The organism is Kineococcus sp. DHX-1 (assembly GCF_042473625.1).
Lineage (GTDB): Bacteria > Actinomycetota > Actinomycetes > Actinomycetales > Kineococcaceae > Kineococcus.
On the sequence record NZ_CP170445.1, the window covers coordinates 819905 to 840765 of the forward strand.

General features: G+C 75.9%; 25 protein-coding genes. 16 read left to right on the forward strand and 9 right to left on the reverse strand.

The window, feature by feature from the left end; translation table 11 throughout:
• Window positions 1-3: 3 nt before the first annotated feature.
• Together mshD and ACFEMC_RS04045 are read right to left on the reverse strand one after the other, a co-directional pair.
• Window positions 4-900: a mycothiol synthase gene (gene mshD / locus ACFEMC_RS04040; RefSeq protein WP_380173863.1), complete on the reverse strand. Its 897-nt coding sequence runs from the start codon at window positions 898-900 to the stop codon at window positions 4-6.
• Window positions 897-1685 (reverse strand): winged helix-turn-helix domain-containing protein, encoded by a 789-nt coding sequence (locus ACFEMC_RS04045; RefSeq protein WP_380173865.1) that lies wholly within the window; start codon window positions 1683-1685, stop codon window positions 897-899. The genes mshD and ACFEMC_RS04045 overlap by 4 nt, the downstream gene beginning before the upstream one ends.
• A gap of 238 nt (window positions 1686-1923) precedes the next feature.
• Between ACFEMC_RS04045 and ACFEMC_RS04050 the strand changes: the two genes are divergently transcribed.
• The 5 genes from ACFEMC_RS04050 (at window position 1924) to ACFEMC_RS04070 (ending at window position 5932) form a co-directional block, all read left to right on the forward strand.
• A complete protein-coding gene (locus tag ACFEMC_RS04050; protein WP_380173867.1) occupies window positions 1924-2751 on the forward strand; it encodes a hypothetical protein in 828 nt (275 codons plus the stop codon).
• A 208-nt stretch (window positions 2752-2959) separates the two neighbouring features.
• A complete protein-coding gene (locus ACFEMC_RS04055; RefSeq protein WP_380173869.1) occupies window positions 2960-3541 on the forward strand; it encodes an FABP family protein in 582 nt (193 codons plus the stop codon).
• Window positions 3538-4077, forward strand: coding sequence for a Fur family transcriptional regulator (locus tag ACFEMC_RS04060; protein WP_380173871.1), 540 nt, complete (start codon window positions 3538-3540; stop codon window positions 4075-4077). The genes ACFEMC_RS04055 and ACFEMC_RS04060 overlap by 4 nt, the downstream gene beginning before the upstream one ends.
• Window positions 4074-5207 carry a YgfZ/GcvT domain-containing protein gene (locus ACFEMC_RS04065; protein WP_380173873.1) on the forward strand — a complete coding sequence of 378 codons (1134 nt, stop codon included), beginning with the start codon at window positions 4074-4076 and terminating at the stop codon, window positions 5205-5207. The genes ACFEMC_RS04060 and ACFEMC_RS04065 overlap by 4 nt, the downstream gene beginning before the upstream one ends.
• A 122-nt stretch (window positions 5208-5329) precedes the next feature.
• Entirely contained in the window at window positions 5330-5932 is a 603-nt protein-coding gene (locus ACFEMC_RS04070) for an aerial mycelium formation protein (protein WP_380173875.1), read from the forward strand.
• 29 nt (window positions 5933-5961) lie between these two features.
• On the opposite strand, the gene ACFEMC_RS04075 is transcribed toward ACFEMC_RS04070, so the two are convergent.
• Window positions 5962-6456 carry a MarR family winged helix-turn-helix transcriptional regulator gene (locus ACFEMC_RS04075; RefSeq protein WP_380173877.1) on the reverse strand — a complete coding sequence of 165 codons (495 nt, stop codon included), beginning with the start codon at window positions 6454-6456 and terminating at the stop codon, window positions 5962-5964.
• Window positions 6457-6510: 54 nt separating this feature from the next.
• Between ACFEMC_RS04075 and ACFEMC_RS04080 the strand changes: the two genes are divergently transcribed.
• On the forward strand, window positions 6511-8058 hold the full coding sequence (locus ACFEMC_RS04080; protein WP_380173879.1) for an FUSC family protein: 1548 nt from the start codon (window positions 6511-6513) through the stop codon (window positions 8056-8058).
• A 12-nt stretch (window positions 8059-8070) separates the two neighbouring features.
• On the forward strand, window positions 8071-8406 hold the full coding sequence (locus ACFEMC_RS04085) for a DUF2516 family protein (RefSeq protein WP_380176576.1): 336 nt from the start codon (window positions 8071-8073) through the stop codon (window positions 8404-8406).
• A 4-nt stretch (window positions 8407-8410) separates the two neighbouring features.
• On the opposite strand, the gene ACFEMC_RS04090 is transcribed toward ACFEMC_RS04085, so the two are convergent.
• Entirely contained in the window at window positions 8411-8734 is a 324-nt protein-coding gene (locus ACFEMC_RS04090; protein ID WP_380173881.1) for a hypothetical protein, read from the reverse strand.
• Between the two features lie 83 nt (window positions 8735-8817).
• Here ACFEMC_RS04090 and dtd point away from each other — a divergent pair, with 83 nt between their 5' ends.
• Window positions 8818-9243 carry a D-aminoacyl-tRNA deacylase gene (gene dtd / locus ACFEMC_RS04095; protein ID WP_380173883.1) on the forward strand — a complete coding sequence of 142 codons (426 nt, stop codon included), beginning with the start codon at window positions 8818-8820 and terminating at the stop codon, window positions 9241-9243.
• 61 nt (window positions 9244-9304) lie between these two features.
• Here dtd and ACFEMC_RS04100 read toward each other — a convergent pair whose 3' ends face one another.
• Together ACFEMC_RS04100 and ACFEMC_RS04105 are read right to left on the reverse strand one after the other, a co-directional pair.
• Window positions 9305-10369 carry a LacI family DNA-binding transcriptional regulator gene (locus tag ACFEMC_RS04100; protein ID WP_380173885.1) on the reverse strand — a complete coding sequence of 355 codons (1065 nt, stop codon included), beginning with the start codon at window positions 10367-10369 and terminating at the stop codon, window positions 9305-9307.
• Window positions 10370-10394: 25 nt separating this feature from the next.
• Window positions 10395-11183 carry a class I SAM-dependent methyltransferase gene (locus ACFEMC_RS04105; RefSeq protein ID WP_380176578.1) on the reverse strand — a complete coding sequence of 263 codons (789 nt, stop codon included), beginning with the start codon at window positions 11181-11183 and terminating at the stop codon, window positions 10395-10397.
• 145 nt (window positions 11184-11328) lie between these two features.
• On the opposite strand from ACFEMC_RS04105, the gene mshA reads away from it, so the two are divergent.
• From mshA to ACFEMC_RS04120, 3 genes are read left to right on the forward strand one after another with little or no spacing between them, the layout of a single operon-like run.
• Window positions 11329-12585, forward strand: a complete 1257-nt coding sequence (mshA, locus tag ACFEMC_RS04110) for a D-inositol-3-phosphate glycosyltransferase (protein WP_380176579.1) — start codon at window positions 11329-11331, stop codon at window positions 12583-12585.
• 10 nt (window positions 12586-12595) lie between these two features.
• The gene (locus tag ACFEMC_RS04115) at window positions 12596-13360 is read left to right on the forward strand and encodes a phosphoglyceromutase (protein ID WP_380173887.1); all 765 of its coding nucleotides are present in this window, start codon (window positions 12596-12598) and stop codon (window positions 13358-13360) included.
• Window positions 13361-14497 (forward strand): glycosyltransferase, encoded by a 1137-nt coding sequence (locus ACFEMC_RS04120; protein WP_380173889.1) that lies wholly within the window; start codon window positions 13361-13363, stop codon window positions 14495-14497.
• A gap of 4 nt (window positions 14498-14501) precedes the next feature.
• Here ACFEMC_RS04120 and ACFEMC_RS04125 read toward each other — a convergent pair whose 3' ends face one another.
• Entirely contained in the window at window positions 14502-15152 is a 651-nt protein-coding gene (locus ACFEMC_RS04125; protein WP_380173891.1) for a hypothetical protein, read from the reverse strand.
• Window positions 15153-15201: 49 nt separating this feature from the next.
• The gene (gene phoU, locus ACFEMC_RS04130) at window positions 15202-15867 is read right to left on the reverse strand and encodes a phosphate signaling complex protein PhoU (RefSeq protein WP_367641132.1); all 666 of its coding nucleotides are present in this window, start codon (window positions 15865-15867) and stop codon (window positions 15202-15204) included.
• A gap of 219 nt (window positions 15868-16086) precedes the next feature.
• Here phoU and ACFEMC_RS04135 point away from each other — a divergent pair, with 219 nt between their 5' ends.
• Both ACFEMC_RS04135 and ACFEMC_RS04140 read left to right on the forward strand, forming a co-directional pair.
• Entirely contained in the window at window positions 16087-17382 is a 1296-nt protein-coding gene (locus ACFEMC_RS04135; protein ID WP_380176581.1) for a sensor histidine kinase, read from the forward strand.
• Complete coding sequence (locus ACFEMC_RS04140; RefSeq protein WP_367641129.1) at window positions 17379-18059, forward strand: response regulator; 681 nt, start codon at window positions 17379-17381, stop codon at window positions 18057-18059. The genes ACFEMC_RS04135 and ACFEMC_RS04140 overlap by 4 nt, the downstream gene beginning before the upstream one ends.
• 85 nt (window positions 18060-18144) lie before the next feature.
• Here the strand turns inward: ACFEMC_RS04140 and ACFEMC_RS04145 are convergent, their stop codons facing one another.
• On the reverse strand, window positions 18145-18912 hold the full coding sequence (locus ACFEMC_RS04145; protein ID WP_380173894.1) for a hypothetical protein: 768 nt from the start codon (window positions 18910-18912) through the stop codon (window positions 18145-18147).
• Between the two features lie 289 nt (window positions 18913-19201).
• Here ACFEMC_RS04145 and ACFEMC_RS04150 point away from each other — a divergent pair, with 289 nt between their 5' ends.
• The 3 genes from ACFEMC_RS04150 to ispF are packed head-to-tail and all read left to right on the forward strand — an operon-like array spanning window position 19202 to window position 20834.
• A complete protein-coding gene (locus ACFEMC_RS04150; RefSeq protein ID WP_012084764.1) occupies window positions 19202-19684 on the forward strand; it encodes a CarD family transcriptional regulator in 483 nt (160 codons plus the stop codon).
• Entirely contained in the window at window positions 19681-20361 is a 681-nt protein-coding gene (gene ispD, locus ACFEMC_RS04155) for a 2-C-methyl-D-erythritol 4-phosphate cytidylyltransferase (RefSeq protein WP_380176582.1), read from the forward strand. The genes ACFEMC_RS04150 and ispD overlap by 4 nt, the downstream gene beginning before the upstream one ends.
• Complete coding sequence (gene ispF, locus ACFEMC_RS04160; protein WP_380173896.1) at window positions 20358-20834, forward strand: 2-C-methyl-D-erythritol 2,4-cyclodiphosphate synthase; 477 nt, start codon at window positions 20358-20360, stop codon at window positions 20832-20834. Before ispD ends, ispF begins: the two co-directional genes overlap by 4 nt.
• Window positions 20835-20861: the final 27 nt, after the last annotated feature.

Below are 20861 nucleotides of genomic sequence, written 5' to 3' on the forward strand. Positions count from 1 at the left end.
GGTTCAGCCGGTGGGGGCGGCGTACTGCACGTCGACGGCCGCGCGCTCGAACCCGAGCCGGGCGTAGAGGCGCAGCGCGGGCACGTTGTCCCCGTCGACGTAGAGGTCGACGAGGGCCGGCGGTGCGGGGGCCTGCGCCACGGCCCGCAACCCGCGCACGAGCAGCGCGCGGCCGAGGCCGGCGCCGGCGTGACCGGGGGCGACACCCAGCACGTACAGCTCGCCGTGCCCGGCCTCGACCTTCATCCAGCAGGACCCGAGGACGCCCGAGGGGCCCTCGGCGAGCAGCAGCAGGCCCGGGTCGAACCACGTCTCGGCCAGGCGGGCGCGCAGGTCGTCCACCGTCCAGCGGCCCTGCTCGGGGTGCGTCGCGAAGGCCGCGGCGTTGACGGCGACCCAGGCCTCGTCGTCGGCCCCCGGCACGAACGGGCGCACGTGCACGCCGTCGGGCAGGGCCGGGACCTCGAGGTCGGCCAGGCCCGCGGTGGGCCGTTCCAGGCGCAGCAGCTCCCGCACCCGCCGCCAACCGTGCCGGTCGGCCAGGGCGACCGCGCCCGGGGTGTCCCCGTGCGACCACAGCCGCACCGGCGCGCCGGCGGCGAGGCGCTCGACCTCGCGCAGCAGCGCGGTGCCGTGCCCGTGGCGGCGGTGGTCGGGGTGGACGACGAGCTCGCCCTCGAGGGCGTCGGGGGCGCCCGCGAGCTGCGCGTAGCCGGCCAGCGCCCCGTCCTCGCCGTCGCGCAACAGGTGCCGGACGGCGGGGGAGTCCCCGGCGCCGCGGGTCAGGCGCAGCTCGGCGTCCTCGGACAGGGACGTCGCGCCGTCGGCCCGGGACGCGGCCGCGGCCAGGTCGAGGACCCGACGGCGGTCGTCCTCGTCCAGACCCCGGGACTCCGTCACGAGCGTCGCGCCGGGTCCACCACGGCCGCGTCGGCGGGCACCGCGTCCGGGACGGGCTCGTCGGCCGGCTCGTCGCCGCCGCCCAGGCCGTCCTCGAGGTCGCGGCCGGAGGAGACGAAGCGGTACCCGACGTTGCGCACGGTGCCGATCGCGTTCTCGTGCTCGGGGCCGAGCTTGGCCCGCAGGCGCCGGACGTGGACGTCGACGGTGCGCGTGCCGCCGAAGTAGTCGTAGCCCCAGACCTCCTGCAGCAGCTGGGCCCGCGTGAAGACGCGGCCGGGGTGCTGGGCCAGGTGCTTGAGGAGCTCGAACTCCTTGTACGTGAGGTCGAGCTGGCGGCCCCGGACGCGCGCGGAGTAGGCCGCCTCGTCGATGACGACGTCGCCGGCGCGGATCTCCACGGACGTGCCGTCCTCGGGGTCCTCCGCGGGCCGGCGCAGGCGTCCGGCGGCCAGCCGCAGGCGGGCGTCGAGCTCGGCGGGACCGCACGTGTCCAGGACGATGTCGTCGGCGCCCCAGTCCGCCGCCACGACCGCCATCCCGCCCTCGGTGACGATGAGCAGCAGCGGCTGCGACAGCCCCGTCGTGCGCAGCAGGCGGCACAGCGAGCGCGCGGCGGCCAGCTCGCGGCGGCCGTCGACGAGGACGGCGTCGGCGGTGGGCTCGTCGACCAGCACCGAGGCCTCGGCCGGCAGGACCCGGACGCTGTGCGGCAGCAGGCCGAGAGCGGGCAGCACCTCGGTGGACGGCGCGAGGGCGTTGGTCAGGACCAGGAGCTGGGCCACGGCTGTCCTGCCCTCCGTTCGCTGCGGGTGTCCGGGTCGGACCGGCCGTGCGCGACGCCCACGACCGTGCCGGGGCGCGGCGGCGTCGTCGGGCCAACGGGGGTCAGACTACGCGTGTCGCGGAGGTGGACGGACCACTCCGAGCGGGTCCGCGCGCTTCTGGGAGGATCACCGACGTGAGCGACGTCGTGACCGAGCGGAAGGGCGCCGGGGTTCCGGGGCTGAGGGTGGGCTCCGCGTGAGCGCCTCCGCGACGGCCACGGCCACCTTCGCCCTCGCCGCCCTCGTCGGGCTGGCCTCCTTCGGCGGGGTGGCCGTCCTCGCGGTCGCCGTCGTCCTGCTCGGCGTCCTCGTGGCCGCCGGCTGGCCGGAGCTGCTGGACCTGCCGGCCCGGCGCAGCTCGACCGGCGTCGTCGCCGCCGTGGCCGTCGCCGCGGCGCTCGTCGCGGTGTTCACCGTGCAGGCCGCCCGCGCCGAGGGGAGCCAGGTCGCCGGGGTCCTCGGGCACCTGCCCGCCGTCGCGGCCCTCGCGCTGCTCGTCGCCTTCGGCCACCAGCTGCTGCGCCGGGACGGCCGGCCCCGGCTCGTCGAGTCCGTCACGGGGGTCGTGACCGCGCAGGCGGTCGTGGTGCTCGGGGCCGCCTGGGTGGCCGTCCCCACGACGTACGCGGGGGCCGCGCTCGCGCCGGTCGTCCTCGCGGCCCTGGCCGCCACGAGCGCGGTGGCCGCCACGACGTGGCCGCTGCGGGTCGCCGGCCCGGTGAACCTCCTCGTCGGCGCGGCCGTGGGCTGGCTGGCGAGCTCGGTGACGGCGCTGCTGGGCGGCGGGGGCACGACCCCGCTCGTCGGCGGCTCCTCGGCGATCGGGGCGGTCAGCGAGGGTCGGTGGGCCGTCGCCGGGATCGTGGCCGGGCTCGGCGCCGGCGTCCTCGTCTCGGCGTGGCGCGCCCTGTCCGTCCGGCTGCCCGCCGCGCGCACCCTGCCCGCGGCCCTCGCGGTCGCCGCCGTCCCCGTCGCGCTCGGCGGCGCGGGCGCCTACCTCGTGGGACGGCTCCTGCTGCTCTGAGCCCGTCGCGAGCTCGTCGTGAGCCCGTCGTGCGCCGGACGTGAGCCGCCCCACGTCGAGGGGTCCGGGGGGGGCGCGCGGCCGGTAGGGTCGGGACGTGCACGCGCTCGAAGTCTTCTTCCTCGTCCTGCTCATCGTGGTGTCGATCGTCATCATGTGGTTCGCGGGCTACGTCGTCTACCGCCTCTTCCAGGGTCAGCGCTGACCCGTGGTCGTCCCCCTGCGCACGGACACCCCGCTCACGCTCGTCCCGCTGTCCTGGCTGATCGGACGGTGGGAGGGGGCCGGTGTCCTCGGGCACCCCGCCCGCGGTGAGACCGACCAGCGGTTCGGGCAGGTCGTGGAGTTCAGCCACGACGGCCGCGACTTCCTCAGCTACACGTCGACGACGTGGGCCCTCGACGAGGAGGGCCGCACGACCGAGCCGCTCGACGTCGAGACGGGGTTCTGGCGGCCGCAGCCGGTCGACCTGTCCACCCCCGCACCGGCCGACGGTCCGCGGCCGGTGGAGCTCGAGGTCCTGCTGACCCACCCCACCGGCGTCGTCGAGATCCTCGCCGGCACCGCCCGCGGTCCGCGCATCGACCTCAGCACCGACGTCGTGGCCCGCACGACGACGGCCCACGAGTACACGGCGGGCACGCGGATGTACGGCCTCGTCGAGGGCGACCTGCTGTGGGCGCTGGACGTCACGCTGGAGGGCCACCCCCTGCGCAGCTACGCCTCGGCGCGGCTCAAGCGCGTCGCCGACGAGCCGACCGACGAGCCGGACGCACCGCCCGCCCCGTGAGCGCGACGCCGGCGCCCGACGTGAACAGGACGTCGGTCCCCGACGTGAACAGGACGTCGGTCCCCGACGACCTCGGACCGGCGCTGCACGCGCGTGGGCTGCGCCTGACCCCGCAGCGCCGCAGCGTCCTCGCCGCCGTGCGGGCCCTGGGACACGCGAGCGCCGAGGAGGTGGCCACCCACCTCGGTTCCCGTGCCGCGGAACAGGGCGGTGACGCCGGCGGTTGGCGCACGGTGGACCCCTCGACCGTCTACCGGGCGCTGGCGGTCCTGGAGGAGGTCGGGCTCGTCGCCCGCACCCAGATCGACCGGCGGGTGCCGTCGTTCCACCCCGTGGAGCACGGCGGGCACCTGCACCTGGTCTGCGACGGGTGCGGCGCGGTGGCCGAGGCCGACGCCGGGCCCGCGCGTGAACTGGCGGCGGTCGTCTTGTCCCGCAACGACTTCGTCGTGGACACGAGGCACCTGGCCCTCCGGGGCCGGTGCGCCGCGTGCCGCACCGTGCAGGACCAGCAGCACCCGGAGGAGCGCCCGTGACCACGCCGACCGACACCACGCCGAGCCGGACCAGCCCCTACCGCTCGCCGCTGCTCGGCGCCCCGGGCGCCGTGGCCGCCGAGGGGCTCGACGCGGGGGTGGCCTGGCACTACGGCGACCCGCACGCGGAGCAGCGCGCCCTCGTCCGCGGCGAGGCCGTGGTCGACCAGTCGCACCGCGGTGTCCTGCGGCTCACCGGTCCGGACCGGCTGTCCTGGCTGCACAGCATCACGACGCAGGCGCTGACGGGACTGCCCGCGGGTGTGTCCACCGAGACGCTGGTGCTGAGCCCGACCGGACGCATCGAGCACGCCGTGCACCTCGTCGACGACGGTGAGGCCACGTGGATGACGCTGGAGCCCGGGCAGGTCGACGGGCTGCGCACCTGGCTGGAGCGCATGCGCTTCATGCTCCGCGTCGAGATCGAGGACGTCACCGACCGCTACGCCGTGCTCGGTGAGCCGGACCGCTCGCCGGAGTCCCCCCGCGGCCTGGTGTGGGTGGACCCGTGGCCCGGTGCCACGCCGCTGGCCGAGGGGGGCAGCGCGGACACCGCGAGCTACGCGGCCGTCTCCACGCTGGAGCACCCGGGGGCCGAGCGGCCCTGGCGCGAGGTCCTGGTGCCCCGCGAGGAGCTCGCCTCCGCCGTCGGCGAGCGCCGGCTGGCCGGCACCTGGGCCGCGGAGGCGCTGCGGGTGGAGGCCTGGCGGCCCCGGCTGGGCCGGGAGACCGACGAGCGCTCCATCCCGCACGAGCTGGACTGGCTGCGCACCGCCGTGCACCTGCACAAGGGTTGCTACCGCGGTCAGGAGACGGTGGCGAAGGTCCACAACCTGGGACGGCCGCCGCGGCGTCTCGTCCTGCTGCACCTCGACGGTTCCTCCCACGACCTGCCCTCGCCCGGGGACGACGTCGTCGACCCCGCCGCGGGCGACCGGCGCGTCGGGCACGTCACGACGGCCGCTCGCCACCACGAGCTCGGGCCCGTGGCGCTGGCCGTCGTCAAGCGGTCGTTGCCGGCCGACGCCCGGCTCGTGGCCCTCGCCGGGTCGCGGACGACGGACGGGTCGTCCGGTGGTGAGGCGCCGCGGCGCATCGCCGCAGCGCAGGAGACCGTCGTCGCCCCCTGAGCCCAGGGAGCCGAGGTCGCCGGGGCTCCTGCGCGGACCCTTCCGGTGGGTCATACTCTGCGAAGCGCACGCTTGGTAGTCGTACGCGTGCTGTGAGTTGTACTCGAGCCGGGGGAGGCGTCGTGGACGAGCGCGGGGACGAGCAGGTCAGCGGGTACCAGGCGGGGGGACGGCGGGCGCTCGACAAGGTCCTGGCCCCGGAGTTCCTGGCGGGCCTGCAGGACATGGACCTCGAGACGCTGCGGGAGCACCGCACGGTCGCCGAGCAGGAGGAGGCCGACCTCTCCTACGCGCGGCGGCTCATCCAGGGCCGGCTGGACCTGCTGGGCGCGGAGGAGGACCGCCGCGCCGGCTCGGACGGCGCTTCCGACGTCCGGCACGCGCGCTCGGACGCCGAACTGGTCGCCAAGCTCACCGACGTCCTCGCCGACCCGCGCCGCACCGACCACGGCATGGGCCGCTTCTCCTCCGTCGAGCCGTCGAGGGTGGGGGAGCACCGCCGTCGCGCCGAGCTGGCCGTCGCCGACCCGCACCTGTCCGACCTGTCCGCGATGGACGACACGCAGCTGGCCAACGCCCGCGAGCGCCTCGTCGCGCTGGAGCAGGAGCTGTCCGCCGACCGGCACCGCGTGCAGGAGGCCATGGACGCGTGCACGGACGAGATCACCCGCCGCTACCGCGACGGGGTCGTCTCCGTGGAGGACGCGCTGCGCACCGCGCGATGACCCTGCGTCGACCCTGCGGCGCGCCGGCGTCAGACGCCGTGCTCGGCGAGCAGCACGCTGAGCGCCTCGCTGGTGGCGGTCTGCTGGTCCGGGGTCAGCGAGTCCGCGAAGGCGCGCTCGGCCGCGAGCAGCAGCGGCAGGACGCGGTCGACGAGGGCGGTGCCCGAGGGGGTCAGCGAGAGCCGGCTCACCCGGCCGTCGCGTTCGTCGGGGGTGCGCTGCAGGTGGCCGACGCTCGTGAGGTGGTCGAGGCGCTTCGTCGTGGCCGCCCCCGAGGCGAGCGTCGCGGCGGCGATGCCGGTGGGGGTCAGGGGCGTGCGCCCGGCGCGCCGGACGGCGCTGAGGACGTCGAACTCCGGGCGCGTCAGGCCCTCGGCGCGCACGACGGGCTCGGTGGCCCGGGCCAGGGCCGCCGCGACGAGGCGCAGCCGCCCCGTGAGGGCCATGGGCGTCGTGTCGAGGTCGGGGTGCAGGGCCGCCCACTCGGCGCGGGCGACGTCGACCGGGTCGTCGGAGGTGCTCACGGGGTGATCCTGACACAAGTGCTTCGCAGGTGAAACACCTGCTAACTTGATGGGGTGACCCTGCGCACCCACCTGCTCCGAGCCGTCCGCGGGTGGTCGCGCATCACCCCCGGCGCCCACCCCTGGTGGGCCGCCGGCACCGCCACCCTGGCCCTCGGGCTGCCGCTGGCCGCGACGATGGCCGCCGGCGTCCCGCTCCTGGCCGCCCCCGCCACGTTCGGGGCCCTGGCCAACCTCTACGGCCGGCACGAGACGTACGCGCGGCGCTGGCGGACGCAGGCGTGGACCGGGCTGGGCCTGGTGCTCGCGGTCCTGGCCGGGGCGACCAGCGCGGTCCTGCCCCTGAGCGGGTGGGCCGACGTCCTCGTCCCCGCCCTGGTCGTCGCGCTGGTGGCGGCCGTGGCCAAGTTCGTCACCGACGCCGTCCGGACGGGACCGCCCGCCGGGCTCATCCCGGTCTTCGCGGCCGGGACGCTGAGCGCCGAGCCCCTGCGGACGTCCGACCTGCCCGCCGTCGTGGCCGTCACCGCCGCCTGCGCGGCCCTGGGCGTGGCCCTGTCGTGCGCGGCCGGGCTGTGGCGGCCGGACGGACCCGAACGGCAGGCCGTCGCCCGCGCGGTCGTGTCCGTCCTGGGCGCGACCACCGTTCCCGGGGACGCGACCGCCCGGCACCGGGCGACCGTCGCCGTGCACGCGGCCTGGGACGTCCTGGGGCCGCGGGCGGCCGGCCCGCTGGGCGGGTGGCTCGCCCACGCCGAGCGGGTCCTGCACGCCGGGGCCGCCGAGCGTCCGCTGCGGTTGCTGCTCGTCGCCCTGCCCGGACGCCGGCCGCTGCCCGTGCCGCCCGCCGGTCCGGTGCCGGCACCGCAGCCCTGGCCCCGGCGGCGGGTGCTCGGCGCGCTGCGCGGGGCCGGTCACCTGCGGGTGCCCGCCGTGCGCGTGGGGCTGGCCTGCGCCGCCGTGGTCCTCGTGGCGGCCGCGCTGGGGCTGGGGCACGTCTACTGGGCCGCCGTGGGCGCCGCCGCCGTCCTGCAGTCGCCCTCGGCCGGGATCACCGTCCAGCGCGGGGTGCAGCGCGGAACCGGGACGGTCGTCGGGGTGCTCCTGGCGGCCGGGCTCGTGACGCTGGCGACCGACGACGTGCGGCTGTGGGTGCTGACCCTGGCGTGCATGTTCGCCGTGGAGTTTTGCATGCCGCGCAACTACGCGCTCGGCACGGTCGCCATCACGGGTCTCTCGCTGCTGCTGACCCGGCTGGGCACCTCGGGCGCGGGGCTGGGGGGTCTCGTCCTGGACCGCCTGGCCGACACCGCGCTCGGCGTGGTCGCGGCCGTCGTCGTCGCGCTCGTGGTCCGGAACCGGTCGGCCGTGCGCGCCCTCGACGGCGCCCTCGCCGACCTGGATGCCGCACAGGACGTGGGCGCCCTGCGGGGCCGGCTCGTCGCCGTCGCCGAGGCGCGGGCCCGGGTGGCCGACGACGACTGGCGACTGCCCGCCCCGCGCGCCGCCGCCGACGGGGAGCAGGACGCCTACCGCCGGTTGGGGGACCTGCTGGGCGCGGACCGTGGTGATCGCGGAACTCCTGCGGGTCCTCGACCGTAGTCTTCTGGTGTGTTGAGCGCGCTGAACAGCCTGCAGTCCGGTGTCCTGCTGCTCCTGGGGGTCGCGGCCTTCGGGCTGGAGGTGTGGGCCCTCGTGGACTGCCTGCGCCGCCCGGCGGGCGCCTTCGTCGCCGCCGGCAAGCGGACCAAGACGTTCTGGACCGTCATCGTCGCCGTGGCCGCGGCCGTCGGCTTCGTGTCGGTCTTCTCCGTGCTCGGCCTCTTCGGGATCATCGCCGTGGTCGGTGCGGCCGTGTACCTCGTCGACGTGCGGCCGGCCGTGCGCCAGTACGGCGGTGGACCCCGTCGCGACGACCGGGGCGGCTCGGGGCCCTACGGCCCCTGGTGACGGCTCACCGGGCGGGCAGCGTGCCCGTCCGGTCCCGGCCGGAGGACCGGCGGACGAGCCGCCAGGCGCACCGGCCCAGCGTCAGCAGCGCCACCAGCACGGCCGCGACCGACAGCAGGTCGGCCTCGGTGAACCCCCGGTCCAGCGTCCAGCTGTGCAGCACCCGGCCCTCGACGGGCTGGTTGACGCGCGACCAGATCGCGGCCAGGAGCCCCAGGACGAGCGCGACGTCCACCCGCGGCCGCCACAACGCCCCCAGCCCGCAGACCCCGACGGCGAGCAGGGTGAGCGGGATGACCACAGGGGCGTCGAGCAGGGTCTGGAGCACCGGTCGATCGTAGGTCGGTCACCCTCCCGCTGCGTGAGGTCTACCTCCCGGCCACCCGACCACCACCCGAGAGGAGCAGCGACGTGCGAGCCGTCGTCCAGCGGGTCACCCGCGCCAAGGTCACCGTCGGTGACGAGGTCGTCGGGGAGATCACCGAGCCCGGGCTCCTCGTCCTCCTCGGCGCCACCCACAACGACGGACCCGCCCAGGTCGAGCTCGTCGCCCGCAAGATCGCCCAGCTGCGGATCCTGCGCGAGGAGCGGGCCGCCGTCGACGTCGGCGCGCCCGTCCTGCTCGTCAGCCAGTTCACCCTCTACGGCGACACCCGCAAGGGCCGTCGCCCGACCTGGAACGCGGCCGCCCCCGGCCCGGTCGCCGAACCCCTCGTCGACGCGGTCGGCGAGGCGCTGCGCGGGCACGGGCTGCACGTGGAGACCGGCCGCTTCGGCGCCGACATGGCCGTCGAGCTCGTCAACGACGGGCCGACGACGATCTGGCTGGAGGCCTGAGCGCGCCCGGCGCCACCTCGTCCGGCGACGAGGGTCGACGTCGCGGCCGGGACCGCCCCGGTCACCCGCCCGCCGCCGGCGACGAGGCCGTCGTCCCGCGCACGACGAGGCGGTGCGGTTCGGTGACGGTCACCTCGCTGCTGCGGCCCAGCACGACCTCCAGCAGCAGGCGGGCGCTGCGGGCGCCGTCGGCGACCACGTCGCGGTGCAGGCAGCTGATGGCCGGGCTCGCCAGCCGGCACAGCATCGAGTCCTCCCCGGCGACCACGGCGAGGTCCTGCGGGACCCGCACGCCCAGGCGTTCGCGCTCGGCGACGACCGCGGCGGCCATGACGTCGTTGTCGTAGACGACGGCGGTGGGGGGCTGGGAGCGGTCCAGCAGCTGACGGGTCGCGGCCAGTCCGCCGGCGGAGGTGTAGTCCGCGACGACGACGGGGGCGGCACGCCCCAGGGCCGACCGCGTGACCTCCGCCCAGGCGATGTCCCGCCGCCGGGTGTGCAGGAACTCCCGCGGGCCCGCCACCCGGGCCAGCCGACGGTGCCCCTGGGCCAGGAGGTGGTCGACGACCTCGACGAAGGACTGGCGTTCGGTCTCCACCGAGAGCGCGAGCTGGGCACCGTCCGGCATCCGGTCGTCGATGCCGGCCCGCAGGGCGCACGGGATGCCGAGCTCGGTCACGAGCGCGACCCGCGGGTCCTCCACGCGCAGGTCGGTGAGGACGACGCCGTCCACCCGTCGCTCGCCCCACCAGTCGCGCAGCACCTCCACCGCGGAGTCGACGTCCGGGACGACGCTCAGCAGCAGGGACAGCCCCTCGCGGGCCAGGACGCTCTCCATCCCCGCGATGAACCGCATGTAGTACGGCTCCTCCTCCAGCAGGTGCACGTCGCGCGCCACGGCCAGCCCCACGGCCCCGGCCCGGGCCCGGGACAACGAGCGGGCGGCCGCGCTGGGCCGCCACCCCAGCTCGGTGGCGGTCGCGCGGATGCGCGCGCGCGTCTCCTCCGAGACCCCCGGCAGGTCGTTGAGCGCGTAGGAGACCGAGGCCTTGGACACGCCCGCCACGCGGGCGATGTCGCGGATGGTGGGCCGGGCGCCGACGGCGCCCGCGGTCGTCCGTGGCACCGGACCTCCTCGCTCGTTCAGCCGATCATGCCGGACCCCGGCGGGGTGCGACGCACGTCCAGGACACGGTCAGCTCACCGAGCCGCCACCGCGCGGCGGAGTCCAGCACGGGCCAGTCCCGGGCCAGCTCACCGCACGTCGCGATCCACCGCTGCCGCAGCCCGAACGTGCCCGCCGGCGCGGCCCGCGCCCACGCCGCGTCGGCCGCCCGCAGCAGGTCGTGGACGCCCTCGCCGGGGACGTTGCGGTGGATGAGCGCCTTGGGCAGCCGCTCGGCCACGGCCGACGGCGTCGGCAGCCCCGCGAGCCGCACCGACAGGGTCAGCGACACCGGCCCCGCCTCCCGTTCGAGCGCGACCCACGTCGCCCGCCGGCCCAGCTCGTCGCACGTGCCGTCCACGAGCAGACCGCCGCCGGAGAGCCGGTCGCGCAACCGGTCCCACGTCACCTCGACGTCCTCGGACTCGTACTGGCGCAGCACGTTGAACGCGCGGACCAGGACCGGGTCCCCGTCCGTGGGGACCTCGAAGCCGCCGACCGCGAACTGCGGCGGGTCGGGCAGGTGGGCCACGGCGGCGCGGGCCGTGGCGACGCGCTCGGGGGCGATCTCCAGACCGACGACGCGCACGTCCGGCCGGACCCGGCGCAGCCAGCGCTGCAGGTCCGTCACCGTCACGGCGGACGCGCCGTAGCCGAGGTCGACGACGAGGGGGTCGCCCGCCCGGCGCAGCCGGCTCGCCTGCGTCTGGGCCAGCCAGCGCTCCACGCGGCGCAGCCGGTCCGGACCCGTCGTGCCGCGGGTGACCGCGCCCACCGCCCCGGTCCCCGCACCGACCCCCGGACCGCCCGCGCGGACGCGGGAGGCAGACTGCCGGGGCACGTGGGGACACTACTGGCGAACAGCGACGGCAGGGCATCGAGCCGGGAGGCAGGGCGTGGGGAAGGTCTCGCGGGTGGCGATGGTGTCGGTGCACACCTCACCGCTGGCCCAGCCCGGCACCGGCGACGCCGGCGGCATGAACGTCTACGTCCTGGAGCTGGCCCGGGAACTGGCCCGCCGCGACGTCGAGGTCGAGGTCTTCACCCGCCGCACGAGCTCGGACCAGCCCCCCGTCGCCGAGGACCCCGGCGGCCGGGGCGGCGTCCGGGTGCGCCACGTCGCCGCGGGCCCGTACGAGGGCCTGGCCAAGGAGGACCTGCCCGGCCAGCTGTGCGCGTTCACCGCCGGGGTGCTGCACACGGGCGCCCGTCACGACGAGCACCACTACGACGTCGTGCACTCGCACTACTGGCTCTCCGGCCAGGTCGGCTGGCTCACGGCCGACCGCTGGGACGTCCCCCTCGTGCACTCGATGCACACCATGGCCAAGGTGAAGAACGCGGCGCTCGCGGACGGGGACACCCCCGAACCGGCCGGCCGGGTCATCGGCGAGCAGCAGGTCGTCGACGCCGCCGACCGCATCGTGGCCAACACCGCCGCCGAACGGGACGAGCTCGTCGGGCTCTACGGCGCCGACCCGGCCAAGGTGGTCGTCGTCCCGCCCGGCGTGGACCTGGAGACCTTCCGTCCCCAACCCGGGCGCGCGGCCTCCCGCGCGCGCCTCGGCCTGCCCGTGGACGCCGAGGTCCTCCTCTTCGTCGGGCGCATCCAGCCGCTCAAGGCCCCCGACCTGCTCGTGCGCGCGGCCGCGGAGCTGCTGCGGCGGCAGCCGTGGCGCCGCGAGCGCCTGCGCGTCGTCGTGCTGGGCGGGCCGAGCGGGTCGGGCACCACGCACCCGGACTCCCTCGCCGACCTCGTCGCCGCGCTCGGCCTCGGCGACGTCGTCACGCTCGCCCCGCCGACCCCGCGCGCGGACCTGGCCGACCACTACCGCGCCGCCGACCTCGTCACCGTCCCCTCGTACAACGAGTCCTTCGGGCTCGTCGCCCTGGAGGCCCAGGCGTGCGGGACGCCCGTGGTCGCCGCCGCGGTCGGCGGGCTGCGCACGGCCGTCGACGCCGACCCCCTCTCGGGGACGGGCGCCCTCGTGCCCGACCACGACCCGGGGACGTGGGCCGGGGTGCTCGGCGACCTGCTCGACGACCCGGTCCGCCGGGCGGCGATGGGGGAGCGGGCCGCCCGCCGCGCCCGTGGGTTCGGGTGGGGCGCCACGGCCGAGGCGACGCTGGACGTCTACGCGCGGGCGCTCGCCGAGCGGGCGGGGGCCCCTCGGTAGGGTTGGGCCCATGACTGAAGCGGCGCACACCCTCGTCCTCCTGCGGCACGGCGAGAGCGAGTGGAACGCCCTGAACCTCTTCACGGGCTGGGTCGACGTCGCCCTGTCGGAGAAGGGGCGGGCCGAGGCCACCGCCGGCGGGAAGATGCTCGTCGAGTCGGGTGTCCTGCCCGACGTCGTGCACACCTCGGTGCTGCGCCGCGCCATCACGACGGCGTTCCTCGCCCTCGACGCGGCCGACCGGCACTGGATCGACGTCAAGCGGTCCTGGCGCCTGAACGAGCGCCACTACGGTGCGCTGCAGGGCAAGGACAAGAAGCAGACGCTCGCCGAGTTCGGCGAGGAGCAGTTCATGCTGTGGCGCCGCTCGTACGACACCCCGCCGCCGCCGATCGAGCTCGGCTCGGAGTTCTCCCAGGACGCCGACCCGCGCTACGGCGAGCAGTTCGGCGGACCGGGTGGGGCCGCCCCGCGCACCGAGTGCCTCGCGGACGTCGTCGAGCGGATGCTGCCGTACTGGACCGAGTCGGTCGTCCCGGACCTGCAGGCCGGCAAGACCGTCCTGCTCGCCGCGCACGGGAACTCCCTGCGCGCCCTCGTGAAGCACCTCGACGGCATCTCCGACGCCGACATCGCGGGGCTGAACATCCCCACCGGCATCCCGCTGGTCTACCGCCTCGACGCCGACCTCAAGCCCACCGTGCCGGGTGGGGAGTACCTCGACCCGGCCGCCGCCGCGGCCGCCGCCGCCGCGGTGGCCAACCAGGGCCGCTGAGTGAGGGGTCCCGGACCCCGCGTCCTCGTCCTCGAGGGCGCGCTGCGCGACAACGGAGGCCTGCGGGTCTCGGCCGACCTCGCCCGGCGCTGGCAGGACCTCGGGGCGCGCGTGCGGTTCCTGGTGCTGGAGAACGTGGAGCCGGACGGGCCGATGTACGAGCCCGACCCGCGCCTCGACGTCCGCTGGGGCTCGCAGGAGGTGCGCCGTTTCCGGTCGGCCGCCCCGCGCATCCTGGCGAACGTGCTGCGGCAGGTCCGCAAGGCCGACGTCGTCGTCTCGGGCAGCGAGGTGGGCTACGGCCTGCTGCTCGGCTGGGCGGCGGCGCGGATCGCGCGCAAGCCGTTCGTCGTGCTGGTCCAGAGCTCACTGCCGCGCGCGGTGGCGGCCTGGACCCCGGCCCGCCTGCGGCCGCTGCTGACGCAGGTCCACCAGCGCGTCGACGCGGCCGTCTGCGTCTCGCCCGGTCTGGTCCCCGACGTGCTCGAGGTCGGCCTCGACGCCTCCCGCGTGCACGCGGTCGACATCGGCATCGACGTCGCCGCGACGCGCGCCGCGGTCGAGGCCGCGGGCGGTCCCCGGCGCTCGGAGTCCGGGCGCACCCGCCTCGTGGCGGCGGGCCGGCTCGTGGACCAGAAGGGCTTCGACGTCCTGCTCGACGCACTGGCCCGGGTGGTCTCGGCGGGCGGGGACGTGGAGCTCGTGCTCGTCGGTGCGGGGGAGCAGGACGCCGACCTGCGCGACCGGGCCGACCTGCTCGGCATCGCCGACCGCGTCGAGTTCGCCGGGCACCGCGACGACCTGCCGAGCCTGCTCGCGGGCGCGGACCTGTTCGTCCTGTCCTCGCGCTACGAGGGCAACGGCAGCCTCGTGCTGCTCGAGGCCCTCGCCGTGGGGGTCCCCGTCGTCGCGACGGACTGCCCGACCGGTCCGCGGTACGTGCTGCGGGACGGGCGCCTCGGCGACCTCGTGCCCGTGGAGGACGCGGGGGCGCTGGCCGATGCCGTCCTCGCCTTCGTCGAAGACCCGGAACCGCTGCGGCGCAAGGCGCTCGGCGGGCCGGAGCGGGCGATGGACTTCGACCAGGAGCACGCGGCCGTGGTGTCCGCGCAGATCCTGGCCGACCTGACGCGCTGACCCGTCAGCTGGAGGTGGTGCTCGGGCTCGAGGTGCCGGTCGAGGTCGCGGCGCCCGAGCACTCCCGGTCGACGTCGGCCTGCAGCCGCTCCTGCGCCTGCACGACGGACGTCGCCGCGGACGGGTCGGGGTTGACGGCGGCCCCGGCCGCGTCGAGGGCGTCCATGGCCTTGCCGAGGTCCTCGGCCGACCCCGTGCCGACGTCGACCGTGCCGGCCTGCGTCGCGAGCTTCGTGTAGTAGTCGAGGACGACCTGGGCGTCGGCCGTCGCGTCGGGCGGGGCCGCGGCCAGGACCGCCGCGTAGTACTCCGGGCCCTCGTTCGTCGTCACGATGGTGAAGACCGACTGCGCGCGCGGGTCGCCGCGCTTGATGCCCAGTCGGTCCAGCTCGGAGGCGTACGCGTCGTCCAGCGCCGTCTGCGCGGCCTGCACCGAGACGCAGTCGAAGACGGGTCCCGAGCTCGTCGCCGCGGGCGAGGCGGAGGTCGTGCTGACGGGTGCCGGTTCGACCGTCGTGGTCGTCGGGGCCGGGTCCGGCTCGCCGCCGCCGCTGCACGCGCCGACCGCGGCCGCCGCAGCCAGCGCGGAGGTGAGCACGGCCACCGCCCGCCGGGTGCGCCACGGCGCGTCCGACCTCGGGCGGGACGTGATCACGCCTGGACGCTACACCCGGGCGGGCCGGTCGGCGCGTCCGCTCGGGGCGTCAGACCCGCTGCGCGGCAGCGTCCTCGTCGCGCGAGCCGGTGACGAGGAACAGGACGGACTTGGCCACGGAGACGGCGTGGTCGGCGAAGCGCTCGTAGTAGCGGCTGCACAGCGTCAGGTCCACCGCGACCTCCGTCGGGTGGTCCCAGGTGCGGGCGAGCAGCTGCTCGAACACCTGGCGGTGCAGGCGGTCCATCTCGTCGTCGTCGACCTCCATCTCGGCGGCCAGCGCGAGGTCGCGGGTGGCGATGACGCTGCCCGCCTTGGCGACGATGCGCTCGGCGACCTGGCCCATCTGCAGGACCGTGCCGCGCAGCTCGGCCGGGACGACGGCCGTGGGGTAGCGCAGGCGGGCCAGCTTGGCCACGTGCCGGGCCAGGTCGCCCATGCGCTCCAGGCTCGAGCTCATCCGCAGCGCCGTGACGACGACGCGCAGGTCGGTCGCCACGGGCGACTGCCGGGCCAGGACGTCCACGGCGCGTTCCTCGAGGTCGCGCTGCAGGTCGTCGATGCGCCGGTCGGCGGAGATGACCGTCTCGGCCAGCTCCCGGTCGGCGTCCAGCAGGGCGGTCGTCGCCCGGGTCATGGCGGACTCGGCGAGCTGCGTCATCTCCACCAGGGTGTCGACGAGGCCGCTGAGTTCGTCGTGGTACACGTTGCGCACGGGGTTTCCTCCAGAGGTCGTCGAGCAGGGCGTCCCGTGCTCCGCGGTGGGACGCCGCCCGGCCATCATCCTGCGTCCCGGGCACCGTCACCGGCCCGGCCACCGTGTCAGGCGCGGGTGAACGAGCGTCTCCCGCCGGGTGAACATCTGGGCCCCGGTCCGGTGACGGGGCGTCGGTGGCCCGGGGACGGCGTCCGGCGACCGTAGGCTGGTCGGGTGCTGGGCGACGCCTCCGTCTCGATCGCCGCGGCGGTCGGTGTGCTGACCGGTGCCGCGGGCGTCCTGGCGTTCCGCGTCTCCGAGCGCCTCCAGCGGCCCCCGTCGCCCCCGGCCACGCCCGTCGGAGGGTTGCCGCCCGGGGTCAGCGACGTCCTCATGGCCCTGCGGTCCTCGGCCGTGGTCCTGGCGGCCGACGACGTGGTCGTCAAGGCCAGCGCCGCCGCCTACGCCGCCGGGGTCGTCTCCGGCGGGGAGCTGGTGGACGCGCAGCTGCGCGACATGGTCCGGGCCTGCCGCCGCGACGGACGGGTCCGGGAGACCGAGACCGAGCTCGGAGCGGGTCTGGGTCGTCCCCCCGCCGTCGTCCTGGCCCGCGTCACGCCGCTCGGGCCGCACCACGTCATGCTCCTGCTGGAGGACCGCACCGAGTCGCGCCGCGTCGAGGCCGTCCGCCGTGACTTCGTCGCCAACGTCAGCCACGAGCTGAAGACCCCCGTCGGTGCGCTGTCGCTGCTGTCCGAGGCCGTCGAGGACGCCGCCGACGACCCCGACGCCGTGCGCCACTTCGCCAGCCGCATGCGGCGGGAGTCCATCCGGCTGACCGCGCTCGTGCAGGAGATCATCGACCTCTCGCGCCTGCAGGCCGCCGAGACGGTGCTCCAGCCGGAGTCCCTCGAGGTCGACCAGATCGTCGCCGAGGCCGTCGACCGCGTCGGCACGGTGGCCCACCAGCGCGGGTCCGAGGTCGTCGTCGCCGGCGAGCGCGGGCTGCACGTGCGCGGGGACCGCGAGCTCCTCGTCACGGCGCTGCGCAACCTCGTCCACAACGCCTTGGCCTACTCGCCCGAACGCAGCCGTGTCGTCGTGGAGGTGCGGCGGGGGACCGGTCAGGTCGTGGGAACGCCGGCGGGGCAGCAGGTCCCGACGATCGACCTGTCGGTGGCCGACCGCGGGGTGGGCATCAGCCAGGCCGACCTGCACCGCATCTTCGAACGGTTCTACCGCGTCGACGCGGCCCGGTCCCGCTCCACGGGGGGCACCGGCCTGGGGCTGTCGATCGTCAAGCACATCGCCGGGAACCACGGCGGCGACGTCCGGGTCTGGAGCGCCGAGGGCGAGGGGTCCACCTTCACCCTGCGGCTGCCCGACCCCGAGCTCGCCGATCCCGCGACGGGTGCCGCCGCGACGCCGGCGGAGTCCGGCACGTCGGCCCCGACGTCCAGTCCACCGACGGCCGCGGGTGGGACCGCCGGCCGCCGGCCCGCACCGAACAGTCCCTTGGAGGTCCGACCGTGACGCGCATCCTGGTGGTCGAGGACGAGGAGTCGTTCTCCGACCCGCTGTCCTACCTGCTGCGGCGGGAGGGGTACGACGTGGCGGTCACCGAGAACGGGCCCGACGCCCTCGAGGAGTTCGACAAGGAGGGCGCCGACCTCGTCCTGCTCGACCTCATGCTCCCGGGCCTGCCCGGCACCGAGGTGTGCCGGCAGCTGCGGACCCGTTCCAGCGTCCCGGTCATCATGCTCACCGCGAAGGACTCAGAGATCGACAAGGTCGTGGGGCTCGAGATCGGCGCCGACGACTACGTCACCAAGCCGTACTCCTCGCGCGAGCTGCTCGCCCGCGTCCGCGCGGTGCTGCGGCGCGGGGCCGAACCGGAGGAGCTCGTCCAGACGACGGTCGAGGCCGGCGGGGTGCGGATGGACGTCGACCGCCACGTCGTCACCGTGCGCGGGGAGCGGGTCCCGCTGCCGCTGAAGGAGTTCGAGCTGCTGGAACTGCTCCTGCGCAACGCCGGACGGGTGCTGACGCGGGTCCAGCTCATCGACCGCGTCTGGGGCTCGGACTACGTGGGCGACACCAAGACGCTCGACGTCCACGTCAAGCGGTTGCGCGCCAAGATCGAACCGGACCCCTCGAACCCCCGGTACCTGGTCACCGTCCGCGGGCTGGGCTACAAGTTCGAGGGCTGACCTCGGCGGGGCCCGGTCCCGCACGCACGAGAGGGGCGGTCCCGACCGGGACCGCCCCTCTCGTACGTGCGCTGCGCGGGGGGTGTCAGCCCTCGCCGCCCTCCTGGTCCTCGCCCAGCAGGCCCTGCTCCTCGCCCGTGACCGGGCCGCAGCTGATCGTCGGGGAGGCGGACGCCGAGGTGGTGCTCGTCGACGGGGTACCGGACGCGGTCGCCGTGCCCTCTGCGCCCGCGGTGGCACCCGGGCTGGAGGTGGCCGACGACGTGGGCGCCGGGACCGTCGGCGTCACGGTCGCGTACTCGAAGCACGGCCGCAGGACCTGCGCGTTGACGGAGGCGTTCTGGCCGTTGACCGTGAAGGTCACCGGGACGGTCTGGCCCGGGACCACGGGCACCTGCGGCACCTGCAGCCAAGCGACCTGCTCCTGGTCGCCCGCGTCGTCGTCGGTGGAGGCCGCGTCGTCCGCGACGGCACCCGGGTCGCCGATGTGGACGGAGGCGTTCTGCGCGACCGTGAACTGCTCGGTCGTGGGGGAACCGGCGTCGACGTCGACGGAGACGGACACGTCGGCGGGGGCCGAGCCGGAGTTCACCAGCACGGCGGAGAGCACGCCCGGCTCGTCGACACCGCTGGAGACCATGAGGACGTTGCGGACCTCGACCCCGCCGACGGTCGTCTGCGACCCGTCGCTGGGGGCGTAGGGCTTCAGGACGGTCGGCGGCGAGAAGACCGAGCACCCGGCGACCCCGAGGACGGCCGCGGAGGTGACGACCGCGAGGGCCGAGCGCCGGACGGGGCGGGTCCACCCGCGGGTCGGGACGCCGCTGGTCAGGAGCGGGGTGCGCAGCTTCACGCGGTCAGACTACCGGCAGTCGTAGCTGCGGTCGCAGGGGAGCGGTGCGTAGCGATCACGTCCTGATCACGGTCTCGTCACGGGCCGGGACGCCCGCCGGGACCGCTCAGACGTGACGACGTCGTGACGCAGAGCAACCGCCTGGGGCGCGCGCGAAGCACGTCACCGGGGACCTGTCAACCCCTGGAACTCGAGCTGTGAGCCTCTGACCTGCGCAAACGCTCCGTCCGGGACTGTCCGGCCCCCGTTCAACGTGGTAACCTGGGTGCAGGGAAAGGGGTCACGTTCTATGGCTTTCACGGTCGGCGAAACGGTCGTCTACCCCCACCACGGGGCAGCACTGATCGAGGAGATCAAGACCCGCACCATCAAGGGTGAGGACAAGCTGTACCTCGTGCTGAAGGTCGCCCAGGGCGACCTCACGATCGAGGTGCCGGCGGACAACGTGGACCTGGTCGGCGTCCGCGACGTCGTCGGTCGCGAGGGGCTGGACCGGGTGTTCTCGGTCCTGCGCACCCCCTACGCGGAGGAACCGACCAACTGGTCGCGCCGCTACAAGGCGAACCTGGAGAAGCTGGCGTCCGGTGACGTCGTCAAGGTGGCCGAGGTCGTCCGCGACCTGTGGCGCCGCGACCAGGACCGCGGCCTGTCCGCGGGCGAGAAGCGCATGCTCGCCAAGGCGCGGCAGATCCTCGTCTCCGAGCTCGCGCTCGCCGAGAACACCAACGAGGACAAGGCCGAGTCGCTGCTCGACGAGGTCCTGGCCTCCTGAGGACCGCGCTCGTCGTCCCGGCCGCCGGCCGGGGCGACCGGCTCGGCGCGTCGCGCCCCAAGGCGCTCGTGCCGCTGGCCGGTGAACCACTGCTCGTGCACGCCCTGCGGCGCGCCACCGCCTCCGACGTCGTCGACGTCGTGGTGGTGGTCGCGCCGCTCGGTGCGTGCGACGAGGTCCGTTCGCTGCTGTCGCCCGTGGTGGCCGACGTCCTCGTCGTGACCGGCGGCGCCGAACGGCAGGACTCCGTCCGCGCGGGCCTGCGCGCGCTGCCCGAGGACGTCGACGTCGTGCTCGTGCACGACGCCGCCCGCTGCCTCACCCCGCCCGACGTGTTCACCTCCGTCGTGGCGGCCGTCCGCGCCGGTGCCGCCGGCGTGGTCCCCGTCGTGCCCGTCTCGGACACCGTCAAGCGCGTCGCGGACCGGACGGTCCTCGAGACGCTGGACCGTTCCGAGCTGGTCGCCGTCCAGACCCCGCAGGGGTTCGCCGCCGACGTCCTGCGTGCCGTCCACGAGGCCGCCGTTCCGGGGGCGGCGGCGACCGACGACGCCGGGATGCTCGAGGCCCTCGGCCACACCGTGCGCACCGTGCCGGGCGACGAACGCGCCTTCAAGGTGACCCGCCCCCTCGACCTGCTGCTCGCGCAGGCCCTGCTGTCCCCGGAGGCTCCGTGACCATCCCCCGCGTCGGCACCGGCCTGGACGTCCACCCGCTCGCCGTGGGCCGCCCGTGCTGGGTCGCCGGGGTGCTGTGGGAGGACGAGGAGTCCGGGCCCGAGGGCCACTCCGACGGCGACGTCGCCGCGCACGCCTGCTGCGACGCCCTGTTCGCCGCCGCCGGCCTGGGCGACCTGGGCGCCCACTTCGGCACGGCCCGCCCCGAGTTCGCGGGCGCGTCCGGCGCGCGACTGCTCGGCGAGGCCGCCCGCCTCGTGCGCGAGGCCGGCTTCGAGGTCGGCAACGTCTCCGTGCAGGTCGTCGGCAACCGCCCCAAGATCGGGCGCCGTCGCGCCGAGGCGGAGGCGGCCCTGTCGGCCGCCGTCGGCGCCCCGGTCTCGGTGGCGGGCACCACGACCGACGGACTGGGCCTGACCGGCCGCGGCGAGGGCATCGCGGCGATCGCCACGGCGCTCGTCGTCCCGCGCTGACCCACCGCGCTGACCCACGACGACCGG

Bases quoted from the DNA above. Each gene is read 5' to 3' on its own strand.
- mshA (WP_380176579.1), top strand. From the start codon at position 11,329: ATGGTGTCGGTGCACACCTCACCGCTGGCCCAGCCCGGCACCGGCGAC.
- ACFEMC_RS04115 (WP_380173887.1), top strand. From the start codon at position 12,596: ATGACTGAAGCGGCGCACACCCTCGTCCTCCTGCGGCACGGCGAGAGC.
- ACFEMC_RS04150 (WP_012084764.1), top strand. From the start codon at position 19,202: ATGGCTTTCACGGTCGGCGAAACGGTCGTCTACCCCCACCACGGGGCA.